We start from the raw sequence: 15,429 nt of genomic DNA, 5'->3' as shown, positions 1-15,429 counted from the left end.
TTTTTGACTTGTTTCTCTAAAACGACTTAGCCTCCGATTTACGGAAGAAAAAAGAAGTCAAAAATAAACAAAGATTGAGTGTGCATAAAAAGTGATTGTTTTATGAATGTTTAAACACAATAAGCAAGCGAGCTACGAGCGTCAAGCAAAAAAATAGCGCCCAGAGGCGCTATTTTTTAATCTGTTATCTTTCCTTATTCTACTTCAGCTTCTAGCTCTTCGATTTCAGGCTTTTCAGCGCGGCGCGCTTCAGGTTTATGGCGTAGCTTGTTGAGTTGACGCTCTAGTTTTTGTTCTACTTCGTTGATCGCTACGTAGAGGTCGTCATGGATTGATGAAGCAACAAGTTGGCCTTTTGGTACGGTTAGAACCGCTTCAAATTTTTTCTTCTTGTTTGGTTCTTCGCTAAAGCTCGCTTGGCAGCCAATGATGTCTACTTGCCATTTATCCAGCTTTTTAAATTTGCTTTCTATGTGATCACGGATTGCAGAGGTAATGTCGATGTTTTTACCAGTGATGTTCATTTTCATAGAAGTTTTCCTCTGTTGTATCCCTCATGGGTTAACTTCAGATTACGACTTTTAGGAATAAAGAATGTGATCTAGATCTTGTTTTGGCTGGGAGGAATAAGCATTAAAATCAAATGTGATCTTACGCAAGTCTTGATATGTTTTTGGTGAAAAATGCTTGTTATCCTTATGAAAAACGATAACTTGGAGGCAAGGCTTCGCTAAAAATTAAACCAGTTTTTAGGGGCGTCCTACAGCCTATGGAAAGTGCTTGATTGAAATTTACTCAATAGTGTTTTGTGATAAAGGTCTCGTGATATAGATCTCGCGATCTAGATCGCTACGTAAGCTTCTTCAGAATTAGATAAACAAAAGCCGCATAAGTATTCTTACGCGGCTTTTGTGTTTTTTAGCTTTACCTAATACCTTTGGCTCCCCAGCTTTGGGATTGAGGCGATCCTAATCGTTAGTGTTCAGTAATCTCGCTGTGCCGTCCTCTCGGATAGCATTGATAGCTTGTAATTGTTTATAGATTACGAAGTAACGATTGATGTTGGCAACATAGGTTACGGGTTCTTTACTCACGTATTTGCGAGTGATGATTTCTACGTTTTTAAACCAGATGTTTGGGTTGTAACCTTTCTGCTTGGCAATGCGCCTCATCTTTCTGATCTTAGCAGGACCAGCGTTGTAAGAAGCCAAGGTAAAGTAGATTTGATTGTCGGGTGATATTGCCGGGTCGTCAAAATATCGGTCTTTGATAAAGCGCATATACTTCACACCCGCATGGATGTTGTTATCCACCTTATGGATGTTCTTGATGTTGACGTTTTTATCTTTGGCGGTACTCGGTAATACCTGCATCACACCAATAGCCCCGCGATGAGAAACCCGGCTCTGATCCAGTCCTGATTCTTGGAAACCTTGAGCCGACATCATCAAAGGATCAAATTCATACTTGCTTGAATACTTTTCAAAGACATCTGAGAGTTTAGCAACTCGGTCTACTTTATTGGGGTTGAGTGCTCGGCCTAACCAGCGAGTATTGTCGATGTATTTCTGGTAGATGACGTTTCCAAGCAGGGTGCCTGTTCGTGCGGTCTTGACGTATTTGTTTATCTCTTTCTTCAGTTGAGGGCTGTCTTTTCTCAAAGCCCAAGCAATACGACCATTTTCTCGCAAAGGTAAGTCGTTATGGACTTGAATGTTATCCATTACATCGATCCAGAGCTTGGCTTTATGGTTATCTAGAATTGTACCTTGTATATAACCTTGGTTAACCAACTCTATCAGCTCGTAGTCTTGTAATGACTCCTCGATAAAGTGGACATGCAGTGGTGGTAAACCTAGTTCGTTAAGCTCCTTATTGACTCTTTGTACACTCTCGAAGTAACTCGAGCTTGCTCGTATCCAGACCTCTTTGCCGCTCAATTGCTTGATTTCGGTGATAGGTTCGGCCTTTTTCCCTGTGATAATGAGTTCTTTACCATCTTTAATCATCGGATCTGAAAAATCGATGGTTCGTAACCGTTTGTCGGTGATCGTTAGGTTAGCGACAGCGACATCACCATAGCCAGACTCTAGAGAGGGAAGTAGATCATCTCGTTGCACGGGGATGATTTGAACATTGAGATAGGGATGTTTCTTACGAAGGCTTTTCTCAAAGTGGTAGAGCATTTCTGCCACGATGCCTTTTGGCTTGCCATCCTCGATGTAATAGAAACCAAGATCGGCAGATACGAGCACTCTAACCGTTCCTTTGGTTTTGAGCACATCCAAGTCTCCCATGTAAGGCTTATTGCTTAGTGGGGACAGTTCTAATGCGTAGGATAAGTGGCTAAATAGCGATATCCAGATAAATAATAACAACCTACTCACATCCACACTCCATGTTGATGTTTTGTTAAAAGTTATCTTTTGAAGATACCGTGTATTATGCGATCCATCAAGTTTGCGATATGGAGATGAAAAAAGCGCGCTAGTAAATTAGCGCGCTTTTGGATCGAGATGGTAAGAGGTTTGATTAAGGTAGTGGGTTTAACTCAATCAACTTTTCTGTTCTTAACACAGCGTCATCTAGGCCGAGTTGCTGATAAGCTTTTAGCTGGATATCTAAAGACTTACGCGCAGCAATGGTGTCTGGGTAAGTTTTTTGCAGCTCTTGCGTTCTGTTGATCGCAGCAATCCAAGCTTCGCGGCGTAGGTAGAAGTCAGCGGTTGCTAAGTCATACTCCGCTAGGCGGTTCTTAAGTGCGAACATGCGTTTTTGTGCATCTTCAGCATAAGGGCTGCTAGGGAAACGTTCGAGTAGTCGCTTGAAGTCAGCAAACGCAAGTTTCACTGGTTCAGGATCTCGGTCACTACGGTCGATATTAAAAATATCGTGCATGAAGTTACGGTCTTGCGCCATGTGCGTTAAGCCGCGCATGTAAAGAACCCAGTCTTGTTTCTCATGCGTTGGGTTCAAACGTAGGAAACGTGAGATGGTAGCGAGGCCAAGTGCCAAGTCATCATTTTTGTAGTAAGCGTAAATCAGATCGAGCTGTACTTGCTCAGAATAGGCGCCGAATGGGTAACGTGAGTCTAGGGCTTCTAGCTTTTCTATTGCTGAAAGCCAGCTACCGCTCTGCAGTGATTCTTGAGCGTCAGAGTAGAGAACCGATGGTGGTACATCTGGCACTATCTCTTCACTACTTGAACAACCAACCAAGAGTGATACGGCTAATAGACCCGATAAAGTAAGGTGTTTCATGTCAGGCGTCGATTCCTTGAATTAAATATTTCGTAAGCTTCCGTTACTTTCTAACCAGTAACAGATACAATGATGCAATTATTCTATTTTATCCATACTAATGGGTATTAGTCTCACGGTTTTTAAAAAAGTTCGATATGGCTCAGCAGATCACATTAACAGACACAGTAAAAAGCAGCCAGTTAGGTCAACGTTTAGACCAAGCTGTCGCTGAACTATTTACCGATTTTTCTCGCTCTCGCATTAAAGAGTGGCTTCTTGACGGCAAAATCCAAGTGGATGGCGAAGTTATTACTAAGCCACGCGTTAAGGTTTTGGGCGGTGAAGAGATCATCTTGCAAGCTGAACTTGCAGATGAAGAGCGCTGGGAAGCACAAGACATTCCTCTAGACATTGTCTACGAAGATGATGACTTATTGGTTATCAATAAGCCTCGCGATCTGGTTGTACACCCAGGCGCAGGCACACCGGATGGAACCATACTAAACGCATTGCTTTTCCATTACCCTCAGATTGCAGAAGTGCCTCGTGCAGGTATTGTGCACCGTCTTGATAAAGACACAACAGGTCTTATGGTTGTGGCTAAAACGGTTCCAGCTCAAACTCGTCTTGTGCGTGCTCTTGCTAAGCGTCGTATTACTCGTGAATATGAAGCAATTGCAATTGGCAAAATGACCGCTGGTGGTGTGGTAGAGAAAGGCATTAGCCGTCACGCAACTAAGCGTACTCTAATGGACGTAAATGAATTAGGAAAGCCAGCGGTAACTCACTACCGTGTTGCTGAGCACTTCCGCGAACATACTCGTATTCGTCTACGCCTAGAAACGGGTCGTACTCACCAAATCCGTGTTCATATGTCATACCTTCAGCACCCGCTGCTAGGTGACGTTGCATACGGTGGCCGTGCTCGTATTCCAAAAGGTGCATCTGAAGAACTAACAACAATGATTCGTTCTTTTGATCGCCAAGCACTGCACGCCGTTATGCTTAAATTTGTTCACCCAATTACAGGTGAAGAAGTTGAGTTCCACGCTCCTGTGCCAAATGACATGGTTGTGATGGCTGAAGCGTTACGTGTTGATGCGCGCGAAAACTTGGAAGACGACATTTAATCATGTCGATGATCATCCCTAACTGGAATGCACCAAAAAACGTGAAAGCATTTGCTTCGACACGTTTTGATGGTTTTTCTACTGGTGCGTATCAAGGATTAAACCTAGGTACGCATGTTGGGGATGATGCTTCGCTTGTTGAAAACAACAGAGCCTGGCTCAAGCAACACGCTAATATGCCTGCAGCTCCGGTTTGGCTAAATCAAACTCACTCAACAGATGTCGTTACGGTTTTACACCCTACGGCAGATATTCTTGATGCTGACGGTGCATTTACCGCAGCTAAAGGTGTTGTTTGTTCTGCGATGACAGCCGATTGCTTACCTGTAATTCTTACTGATACCAAAGGCACTCAAGTTGCTGCAGTTCATGCTGGTTGGCGTGGTCTTGCTGGTGGAATTCTTGAAAATACCGTCGCAAAGTTTTCAAACCTAGATTCAGAGAATAAGATCATTGCTTGGCTTGGTCCGGCAATAGGCAAACAAGCCTTTGAAGTAGGCGATGATGTGTTGGAAGCTTTCGTTAGTTTTGACCCTCATGCTAAGCTCGCATTTGAAGCCAAAGCTGAACCGGGCAAATGGCTAGCGAACATGTCTCAGCTTGCAACGCAACGACTGAACAAAGTTGGTATCACTTCTGTGACAGACTCCAATCTATGTACCTTCGCTGAGGCCGATGCGTTCTATTCTTATCGTCGTGATGGTATTACTGGGCGCCAAGCTACTTTTATTTGGTTAGAGTAACCTTTAGCTAGTGCAACTAGTCATCCAGTTAATTTATATTTTTATATCAGCTCTATTCTTCATTCTTATCCCTTGAAAATCCGCGTTACCGTATCCATCTTCTAACCATAAGATAAACATATCTAAGAGTAGGAAGGTTGGCATGCGTCTCGATCGATTCACTAGTAAATTCCAAATTGCGATATCTGATGCTCAGTCGCTCGCATTAGGTCGTGATCACCAATATATAGAACCTGTGCACCTAATGGTGTCTTTGCTTAATCAAGATGGTAGTGCAATTCGTCCATTGCTCACCATGCTGAATATTGATGTGGTTCAATTGCGTTCTAAATTGAGCGAAATATTAGACCGAGTGCCTAAAGTAAGTGGTATTGGTGGTGACGTTCAGTTATCGAATGCGATGGGAACGCTGTTCAACCTATGTGACAAGGTCGCGCAAAAGCGTCAAGACAGTTACATATCTTCAGAAGTATTCCTACTAGCTGCTATTGAAGACAAAGGTCCTTTAGGAAACCTACTTAAAGAACTAGGTCTTACTGAGCAGAAATTATCTCAAGCTATTGAACAAGTTCGCGGTGGCCAGAAGGTCGATGACCCGAATGCGGAAGACAGACGCCAAGCACTCGAGAAGTTCACCATTGATCTGACCGAAAGAGCAGAGCAAGGCAAGCTGGATCCGGTAATTGGCCGAGACGACGAAATCCGTCGCACGATCCAAGTACTTCAACGCCGCACCAAGAACAACCCTGTCATTATCGGTGAACCAGGTGTTGGTAAAACAGCAATTGTCGAAGGTTTAGCGCAGCGTATTATCAATAATGAAGTACCTGAAGGTTTGAGAGGTCGACGTGTACTTTCGTTAGATATGGGCTCTTTGATTGCCGGCGCTAAATATCGTGGTGAATTTGAAGAACGTTTAAAATCAGTTCTTAACGAATTATCGAAAGAAGAGGGCAACATCATTCTCTTCATCGATGAAATTCACACCATGGTAGGTGCGGGCAAAGGTGAAGGCTCTATGGATGCGGGTAATATGCTGAAACCAGCATTGGCTCGTGGTGAACTTCACTGTGTAGGTGCAACCACACTCGATGAATATCGCCAGTATATAGAGAAAGATCCTGCGTTAGAGCGTCGATTCCAAAAAGTGATCGTCGATGAGCCAACCGTGGAAGACACGGTCGCAATTCTCCGCGGTTTGAAAGAGCGCTATGAACTTCACCATCATGTAGAAATTACCGACCCCGCGATTGTCGCGGCTGCAACATTATCTCATCGATACGTTTCTGATCGCCAATTGCCGGATAAGGCGATTGACCTGATTGATGAAGCGGCTTCGAGTATCCGTATGCAGATCGACTCAAAACCTGAGTCGTTAGATAAGCTCGAGCGTAAAATCATTCAATTGAAGATCGAGCAGCAAGCTCTTACTAATGAGAATGACGAAGCCAGTGAAAAACGTCTTCGAACATTACAAGAAGAGCTTTCTGACAAAGAACGCGATTTCGCAGAGCTTGAAGAAGTGTGGAATGCAGAGAAAGCCGCGCTTTCTGGCACGCAACACATCAAGTCAGAGCTAGAACAAGCTCGTATGGATATGGACTTTGCGCGACGTGCAGGTGATCTTAACCGAATGTCTGAATTGCAATACGGTCGAATCCCAGAATTAGAGAAGCAGTTAGATCTTGCGACTCAAGCTGAAATGCAAGAAATGACGCTACTGCGTAATAAAGTCACCGATGCAGAAATTGCAGACGTGCTATCGAAGCAAACAGGCATCCCTGTTTCTAAAATGCTAGAAGCAGAGAAAGAGAAGCTTCTTAAAATGGAAGGTGTTCTGCATAACCGCGTGATTGGCCAAGCGGAAGCCGTCGAAGTGGTATCGAATGCGATTCGTCGTAGCCGTGCAGGTTTATCTGATCCGAACAAGCCGATTGGCTCTTTCTTATTCCTTGGTCCAACTGGCGTTGGTAAAACCGAATTGTGTAAAACACTCGCGAACTTCATGTTTGATAGTGACGATGCAATGGTGCGTATCGACATGTCTGAGTTTATGGAGAAACACTCTGTTGCTCGTTTGGTTGGTGCTCCTCCGGGTTACGTTGGATATGAAGAAGGTGGCTATTTAACAGAAGCGGTACGTCGCAAGCCTTACTCAGTGATTTTGCTCGATGAAGTAGAGAAAGCGCATCCGGATGTTTTCAATATCTTATTGCAGGTGCTTGATGATGGACGCTTAACTGATGGACAAGGTCGTACAGTCGATTTTAGAAACACAGTAGTGATCATGACATCCAACCTTGGCTCTTCGAGAATTCAAGAGAACTTCAATACGCTCGACTACCAAGGAATAAAGAATGAAGTGATGGAAGTGGTAGGTAAACATTTCCGTCCTGAGTTTTTGAACCGAGTTGATGAAAGCGTGGTGTTCCATCCATTGGGTCAAGAGCACATTCAGTCGATAGCCGCTATTCAGCTTGAGCACCTTAAGAAGCGCATGGAAGACAATGGTTATGAGCTTGAAGTCTCGGATAAAGCACTCAAGTTGATTTCTCAAGTTGGTTTTGATCCAGTATATGGTGCGAGACCTTTGAAAAGAGCGATCCAACAAAGTGTAGAGAACCCGTTAGCGAAAGCGATATTGGCAGGAAAAATTAATCCAGATAAGAAAGTACAGCTATTAGTAAACAACGACCGCATTATTGCTCACCAATAGTTGAAGTAAGAACGGTAGGTACGATTGGCCGAAATTAAGGCTTAATCGTACCTATTTTGAACGCTTTGTGTGAATAGTGTTCGAACGGTCGCCGGTGGCGGCTTTTTTTCGTTTTTGGCCTTGTGCAAAGGATTATTCTCTCTATAATGCGCCTCCGTTGCCAAGGATAACCAAGCGGTTTGAACTGAGTAACAAGACGGTGATAAGCATTTAAGATGCTTTGAAAAAATTAGCTGGAAAAAGTGTTTGACACTGGAATCCAATCCGCTAGAATGGCCGTCCACTTCGAGAGGCTCCTTACTAAAAGGAACGCTCAACAAGTAAAGCTCTTTAACAATTTAAACCTATCAATCTGTGTGGGCACTCGTTGATGAATATCAAAACGTTATTTGTTCTTTTTCGAAAGAGCGTAATAGCAGTTACTTCGGTAACAAATGATTTCAATGAACTGAGTGACCAATACGAATAATTACTTTCTTTATAGAGAGGGGTTATTTGGCACAGTCAATTCATTATCATTCTGTTGGAATGGTAATAGCTTTAGAATTACATGTTTCTGTTCTTTTTCGAAAGAGCGGTAAATATTAGTTTTGAAGTCAGTATTCGTTGAGTCACAAAATCTTAAATTGAAGAGTTTGATCATGGCTCAGATTGAACGCTGGCGGCAGGCCTAACACATGCAAGTCGAGCGGAAACGACACTAACAATCCTTCGGGTGCGTTAATGGGCGTCGAGCGGCGGACGGGTGAGTAATGCCTAGGAAATTGCCTTGATGTGGGGGATAACCATTGGAAACGATGGCTAATACCGCATAATGCCTACGGGCCAAAGAGGGGGACCTTCGGGCCTCTCGCGTCAAGATATGCCTAGGTGGGATTAGCTAGTTGGTGAGGTAATGGCTCACCAAGGCGACGATCCCTAGCTGGTCTGAGAGGATGATCAGCCACACTGGAACTGAGACACGGTCCAGACTCCTACGGGAGGCAGCAGTGGGGAATATTGCACAATGGGCGAAAGCCTGATGCAGCCATGCCGCGTGTATGAAGAAGGCCTTCGGGTTGTAAAGTACTTTCAGTTGTGAGGAAGGGGGTAGTGTTAATAGCGCTGTCTCTTGACGTTAGCAACAGAAGAAGCACCGGCTAACTCCGTGCCAGCAGCCGCGGTAATACGGAGGGTGCGAGCGTTAATCGGAATTACTGGGCGTAAAGCGCATGCAGGTGGTTCATTAAGTCAGATGTGAAAGCCCGGGGCTCAACCTCGGAACTGCATTTGAAACTGGTGAACTAGAGTACTGTAGAGGGGGGTAGAATTTCAGGTGTAGCGGTGAAATGCGTAGAGATCTGAAGGAATACCAGTGGCGAAGGCGGCCCCCTGGACAGATACTGACACTCAGATGCGAAAGCGTGGGGAGCAAACAGGATTAGATACCCTGGTAGTCCACGCCGTAAACGATGTCTACTTGGAGGTTGTGGCCTTGAGCCGTGGCTTTCGGAGCTAACGCGTTAAGTAGACCGCCTGGGGAGTACGGTCGCAAGATTAAAACTCAAATGAATTGACGGGGGCCCGCACAAGCGGTGGAGCATGTGGTTTAATTCGATGCAACGCGAAGAACCTTACCTACTCTTGACATCCAGAGAAGCCAGCGGAGACGCAGGTGTGCCTTCGGGAGCTCTGAGACAGGTGCTGCATGGCTGTCGTCAGCTCGTGTTGTGAAATGTTGGGTTAAGTCCCGCAACGAGCGCAACCCTTATCCTTGTTTGCCAGCGAGTAATGTCGGGAACTCCAGGGAGACTGCCGGTGATAAACCGGAGGAAGGTGGGGACGACGTCAAGTCATCATGGCCCTTACGAGTAGGGCTACACACGTGCTACAATGGCGCATACAGAGGGCAGCAAGCTAGCGATAGTGAGCGAATCCCAAAAAGTGCGTCGTAGTCCGGATTGGAGTCTGCAACTCGACTCCATGAAGTCGGAATCGCTAGTAATCGTGAATCAGAATGTCACGGTGAATACGTTCCCGGGCCTTGTACACACCGCCCGTCACACCATGGGAGTGGGCTGCAAAAGAAGTGGGTAGTTTAACCTTTCGGGGAGGACGCTCACCACTTTGTGGTTCATGACTGGGGTGAAGTCGTAACAAGGTAGCCCTAGGGGAACCTGGGGCTGGATCACCTCCTTATACGAAGATACTCACGACAAGTGTCCACACAGATTGATGGTTTAATAAGTTAAGAGTAGAAATACTTTTCCAGATGGGGCTATAGCTCAGCTGGGAGAGCGCCTCGCTGGCAGCGAGGAGGTCTGCGGTTCGATCCCGCATAGCTCCACCATCTTTAAGTGTTCTTCCTTAAGAATCTTTAAAAATGGTTATTTCTTTTGAAATATCTAGCTCTTTAACAATTTGGAAAGCTGACTGATTGATTTACTTACGAGTAATTCAATCAAATTTAAAAGTTCTCAATGTTTACCTTTATGGTAAACACAACAAACACATTCAAGTGTCTTGTATTCGATTCAAACTTGTTTGAATCACAATTGAGTCCGGCAAACAGTCATTGAGAATTAACCCTTCTTGATGACAACCAAAAACCTTGGTTAGTTGCCATACTAGTTTGTTTTCACTTTTCAAAAGTGAAAGTAAAACAGAGACCCTTTCGGGTTGTATGGTTAAGTGACTAAGCGTACACGGTGGATGCCTTGGCAGTCAGAGGCGATGAAAGGCGTAATAACTTGCGATAAGCCCAGATTAGGTAGTAATAACCTTTTGAGTCTGGGATTCCTGAATGGGGAAACCCACTTGCATAAGCAAGTATCCTGTTGTGAATACATAGCAGCAGGAGGCAAACCGGGGGAACTGAAACATCTAAGTACCCCGAGGAAGAGAAATCAACCGAGATTCCGAAAGTAGCGGCGAGCGAAATTGGATTAGCCCTTAAGCTTTTAATGATGCAGGTGAAGAGTCTGGAAAGTCTCGCAGTAAAGGGTGATAGCCCCGTAACCGACACATCATAATCAGTGAAAACGAGTAGGGCGGGACACGTGATATCCTGTCTGAATATGGGGGGACCATCCTCCAAGGCTAAATACTACTGACTGACCGATAGTGAACCAGTACCGTGAGGGAAAGGCGAAAAGAACCCCTGTGAGGGGAGTGAAATAGAACCTGAAACCGTGTACGTACAAGCAGTAGGAGCACCTTCGTGGTGTGACTGCGTACCTTTTGTATAATGGGTCAGCGACTTAATTTTAGTAGCAAGGTTAACCGTTTAGGGGAGCCGTAGGGAAACCGAGTCTTAACTGGGCGTACAGTTGCTAGGATTAGACCCGAAACCAGGTGATCTAGCCATGGGCAGGTTGAAGGTTGAGTAACATCAACTGGAGGACCGAACCGACTAATGTTGAAAAATTAGCGGATGACTTGTGGCTAGGGGTGAAAGGCCAATCAAACCTGGAGATAGCTGGTTCTCCCCGAAAGCTATTTAGGTAGCGCCTCGGACGAATACTACTGGGGGTAGAGCACTGTTAAGGCTAGGGGGTCATCCCGACTTACCAACCCTTTGCAAACTCCGAATACCAGTAAGTACTATCCGGGAGACACACGGCGGGTGCTAACGTCCGTCGTGGAGAGGGAAACAACCCAGACCGCCAGCTAAGGTCCCAAAGTATAGCTAAGTGGGAAACGATGTGGGAAGGCTCAGACAGCCAGGATGTTGGCTTAGAAGCAGCCATCATTTAAAGAAAGCGTAATAGCTCACTGGTCGAGTCGGCCTGCGCGGAAGATGTAACGGGGCTAAGCTATACACCGAAGCTGCGGCTACGTACCTTAGGGTATGTGGGGTAGGGGAGCGTTCTGTAAGCCGTTGAAGGTGGTCTGTAAGGGCTGCTGGAGGTATCAGAAGTGCGAATGCTGACATGAGTAACGATAAAGGGAGTGAAAAACTCCCTCGCCGGAAGACCAAGGGTTCCTGTCCAACGTTAATCGGGGCAGGGTAAGTCGACTCCTAAGGCGAGGCCGAAAGGCGTAGTCGATGGGAAACGGGTTAATATTCCCGTACTTCTTACAATTGCGATGGGGGGACGGAGAAGGCTAGGTGGGCCTGGCGACGGTTGTCCAGGTTCAAGTACGTAGGCGGGTGGTTTAGGTAAATCCGGACCGCTACTAACGCTGAGATACGATGTCGAGCTACTACGGTAGTGAAGTCATTGATGCCATGCTTCCAGGAAAAGCCTCTAAGCTTCAGATTGTAAGGAATCGTACCCCAAACCGACACAGGTGGTCGGGTAGAGAATACCAAGGCGCTTGAGAGAACTCGGGTGAAGGAACTAGGCAAAATGGTACCGTAACTTCGGGAGAAGGTACGCTCTTATCAGTGAAGTCCCTTGCGGATGGAGCAGACGAGAGTCGCAGATACCAGGTGGCTGCAACTGTTTATTAAAAACACAGCACTGTGCAAAATCGTAAGATGACGTATACGGTGTGACGCCTGCCCGGTGCCGGAAGGTTAATTGATGGGGTTAGACTTCGGTCGAAGCTCTTGATCGAAGCCCCGGTAAACGGCGGCCGTAACTATAACGGTCCTAAGGTAGCGAAATTCCTTGTCGGGTAAGTTCCGACCTGCACGAATGGCGTAATGATGGCCACGCTGTCTCCACCCGAGACTCAGTGAAATTGAAATCGCTGTGAAGATGCAGTGTACCCGCGGCTAGACGGAAAGACCCCGTGAACCTTTACTACAGCTTGGCACTGAACATTGAACCTACATGTGTAGGATAGGTGGGAGACTATGAAACCGCGTCGCTAGATGTGGTGGAGTCGTCCTTGAAATACCACCCTTGTAGTTTTGATGTTCTAACGTTGGTCCCTGAATCGGGATTACGGACAGTGCCTGGTGGGTAGTTTGACTGGGGCGGTCTCCTCCCAAAGAGTAACGGAGGAGCACGAAGGTGGGCTAAACACGGTTGGACATCGTGTGGTTAGTGCAATGGCATAAGCCCGCTTGACTGCGAGAATGACAATTCGAGCAGGTGCGAAAGCAGGTCATAGTGATCCGGTGGTTCTGAATGGAAGGGCCATCGCTCAACGGATAAAAGGTACTCCGGGGATAACAGGCTGATACCGCCCAAGAGTTCATATCGACGGCGGTGTTTGGCACCTCGATGTCGGCTCATCACATCCTGGGGCTGAAGTCGGTCCCAAGGGTATGGCTGTTCGCCATTTAAAGTGGTACGCGAGCTGGGTTTAGAACGTCGTGAGACAGTTCGGTCCCTATCTGCCGTGGGCGTTGGAAAATTGAAAGGGGCTGCTCCTAGTACGAGAGGACCGGAGTGGACGAACCTCTGGTGTTCGGGTTGTCATGCCAATGGCATTGCCCGGTAGCTAAGTTCGGAATCGATAACCGCTGAAAGCATCTAAGCGGGAAGCGAGCCTTGAGATGAGTTTTCCCTGGCGCTATAAGCGTCCTAAAGGGTTGTCGTAGACTACGACGTTGATAGGCAGGGTGTGTAAGTGCTGCGAGGCATTGAGCTAACCTGTACTAATTGCCCGTGAGGCTTAACCATACAACACCCAAGGGGTTTTGTGGACTCAAAGAAATACCAAACGCTTGAATGAGTTTGAAGAGATAGACTTTTAAATACAGTTTTCCGAATTTTAAAATTTGCTTGGCGACCATAGCGTTGTGGACCCACCTGATTCCATGCCGAACTCAGAAGTGAAACACAATAGCGCCGATGGTAGTGTGGGGCTTCCCCATGTGAGAGTAGGACATCGCCAGGCTTTAAATTTGAACACTTGTCAGCGACGACAAGTATTCCACTGCGGAGTGGTAGTTCAGTTGGTTAGAATACCGGCCTGTCACGCCGGGGGTCGCGGGTTCGAGTCCCGTCCACTCCGCCACTTATTCAGAGTTTCAGCTCTTTAAAACTGAAAATAGGGGTGTAGCTCCAATTGGCAGAGCAGCGGATTCCAAATCCGCGTGTTGGGAGTTCGAATCTCTCCACCCCTGCCATATTTAAGGCTCTAGCAGAAATGCTAGAGCCTTTTTGCTTTCTGAATCTAATAATACGCTATTGGCACAGCAGCGGATTCCCCTACTTACCAAAACAGTGCGTATTGGGAGTCTATTCCTCAACTCTTGCCATATACTAAGCCTCAGCAGAAATGCTGGGGCTTTTTTAGATCTGTTGCTTCTACGAAGCAATGTTGGGATAACTAGGCGTTCCCCTAGCTCGCCAGCCCGGTCTAATCTCTCCTTCCGGCCATATTTAAGGCTCTAGACTGCGCGTCCCGGCAGAAATGCTAGGGCCTTTTTGCTTTCTGGAGTTTGATAAATTGTGAAGATAGCTAGGTATAAACAGCCCATTACGCTTCATCATTTATTTATAGCGAAATTTCTCTGTTTTCCCGTTTTGTTGCTTTAACCCGTCTAATTCACTGGCTACCACCAAAAACTTAAATACGATATGCACCTAATCCTAAATGGCGACTAATATAATGAGTAAGCGTCAGTAATTTGGGATTATTATGAGGTTCTTTTTTGCACTGGTAGTATTCTTTTGTTCATTTTCTCTATCAGCAACTTCGTGGGAGAAAGAGAGTCACCCTACTAAAAATTCACCCTCATCAATTGGAAGCTATGCCAATGGCTGTCTAGACGGCGCGCAGGCTTTGCCTATTAATGGTTTGGGGTATCAGATCATTCGCCCTCAAAGAGAGCGCTACTATGGCCATACAGAAGCTATAAAGTTTATTGAGAGGTTAGGAGTCACGACCAGCGAGAAACTCAATACTAATTTATTGGTCGGTGATATTTCTCTTCCCAGAGGAGGGCGCTTTTCTTCAGGTCATTCAAGTCATCAAACAGGGTTAGATATTGATATATGGCTAAGGTTAACCAGTAAGAGGTTGTCAGAGAACGAGTTAGCTGTGCCTAAACCTGTGAGCGTTGTGGATCTTACCAACTACAAATTGCGTCAATCGAATTGGACCAATGATCACTTTCAAGTTATTCGTTATGCGGCGAAAGATGAAAAAGTGGTGCGTATTTTTGTTCATCCAGTGATCAAGCAAACCCTTTGTGAACAAGAAAACTCTGACGCTAATGATAGAGCTTGGTTAGGCAAAATAAGACCTTGGTGGGGACACCACTCCCACTTCCACGTTCGTTTAAAGTGTCCTGAAGGCAGTTCAAACTGCATAGCTCAAGCGAGCCCTCCTAAAGGTGATGGTTGTGGAGATGAACTTGCTAGTTGGGCTCCAAAGACTGTTCCAGTTCCACCTCCTAAAAAAGTAGCGAAAACTAAGAAAAAGAAAAAAGTTAAAGTGATGCCAAGTCAGTGTTTGGCCTTGATATCGAATAAGTAATCCTGTTCATCGAGGCTTTTTACAGTGGTACTGCCACTGGTTTTCTCGACTCTAAAACTGGAGAAACATCACACTTTTGTCTAGAGTTTATAAACACTAGATTAAGAACATCGTTTGATATTGATAAAACCAATAACGATATCAGCAAAGGCGATGACGAATTTGACAAGGTTTGGTCAGGGATAGAGTGTTTTTGGGGTGAAAGATGCGGCTTATATGCAGTATACGAAATCAG

7 protein-coding genes, 3 tRNA genes, 3 rRNA genes and 1 other annotated feature (1 of these 14 only partly in view) are annotated in these 15,429 nt (G+C 45.7%); of the genes, 10 read left to right on the top strand and 3 right to left on the bottom strand.

Annotated elements, in window-relative coordinates:
* Window positions 1-84: a sequence feature (Phe leader region), on the bottom strand; it reaches 38 nt to the left of the window's first position.
* Window positions 85-194: 110 nt separating this feature from the next.
* The 3 genes from hpf to OCV20_RS13900 form a co-directional block, all read right to left on the bottom strand.
* Entirely contained in the window at window positions 195-530 is a 336-nt protein-coding gene (hpf, locus tag OCV20_RS13910; RefSeq protein ID WP_004735034.1) for a ribosome hibernation-promoting factor, HPF/YfiA family, read from the bottom strand.
* Between the two features lie 438 nt (window positions 531-968).
* Complete coding sequence (locus OCV20_RS13905) at window positions 969-2,393, bottom strand: MltF family protein (RefSeq protein ID WP_321162974.1); 1,425 nt, start codon at window positions 2,391-2,393, stop codon at window positions 969-971.
* Window positions 2,394-2,532: 139 nt separating this feature from the next.
* On the bottom strand, window positions 2,533-3,261 hold the full coding sequence (locus OCV20_RS13900) for an outer membrane protein assembly factor BamD (RefSeq protein WP_017059363.1): 729 nt from the start codon (window positions 3,259-3,261) through the stop codon (window positions 2,533-2,535).
* A gap of 137 nt (window positions 3,262-3,398) precedes the next feature.
* Here OCV20_RS13900 and rluD point away from each other — a divergent pair, with 137 nt between their 5' ends.
* The 10 genes from rluD to mepA all read left to right on the top strand — a co-directional run bounded on the left by rluD (window position 3,399) and on the right by mepA (window position 15,194).
* A complete protein-coding gene (rluD, locus tag OCV20_RS13895; RefSeq protein WP_017056156.1) occupies window positions 3,399-4,373 on the top strand; it encodes a 23S rRNA pseudouridine(1911/1915/1917) synthase RluD in 975 nt (324 codons plus the stop codon).
* A 2-nt stretch (window positions 4,374-4,375) separates the two neighbouring features.
* Window positions 4,376-5,116 carry a peptidoglycan editing factor PgeF gene (gene pgeF / locus OCV20_RS13890; RefSeq protein ID WP_086775229.1) on the top strand — a complete coding sequence of 247 codons (741 nt, stop codon included), beginning with the start codon at window positions 4,376-4,378 and terminating at the stop codon, window positions 5,114-5,116.
* A gap of 142 nt (window positions 5,117-5,258) precedes the next feature.
* Complete coding sequence (gene clpB, locus OCV20_RS13885; protein ID WP_048615048.1) at window positions 5,259-7,832, top strand: ATP-dependent chaperone ClpB; 2,574 nt, start codon at window positions 5,259-5,261, stop codon at window positions 7,830-7,832.
* 623 nt (window positions 7,833-8,455) lie between these two features.
* A 16S ribosomal RNA gene (locus OCV20_RS13880) occupies window positions 8,456-10,010 on the top strand.
* A gap of 75 nt (window positions 10,011-10,085) precedes the next feature.
* A tRNA-Ala gene (locus OCV20_RS13875) sits at window positions 10,086-10,161 on the top strand.
* A gap of 335 nt (window positions 10,162-10,496) precedes the next feature.
* Window positions 10,497-13,390, top strand: a 23S ribosomal RNA gene (locus OCV20_RS13870).
* A gap of 101 nt (window positions 13,391-13,491) precedes the next feature.
* Window positions 13,492-13,607, top strand: a 5S ribosomal RNA gene (rrf, locus tag OCV20_RS13865).
* Together the 16S, 23S and 5S rRNA genes with 3 tRNA genes alongside form the textbook arrangement of a ribosomal RNA operon.
* A 43-nt stretch (window positions 13,608-13,650) precedes the next feature.
* Window positions 13,651-13,727 (top strand) — tRNA-Asp (locus OCV20_RS13860).
* A gap of 35 nt (window positions 13,728-13,762) precedes the next feature.
* Window positions 13,763-13,839, top strand: a tRNA-Trp gene (locus OCV20_RS13855).
* A gap of 515 nt (window positions 13,840-14,354) precedes the next feature.
* Complete coding sequence (gene mepA / locus OCV20_RS13850) at window positions 14,355-15,194, top strand: penicillin-insensitive murein endopeptidase (RefSeq protein ID WP_086774749.1); 840 nt, start codon at window positions 14,355-14,357, stop codon at window positions 15,192-15,194.
* Window positions 15,195-15,429: the final 235 nt, after the last annotated feature.

It is taken from the genome of Vibrio coralliirubri (assembly GCF_024347375.1).
In the GTDB taxonomy this organism is placed as follows: Bacteria; Pseudomonadota; Gammaproteobacteria; order Enterobacterales; family Vibrionaceae; genus Vibrio; species Vibrio coralliirubri.
This window is presented reverse-complemented; position numbering and strand designations above follow the sequence as displayed.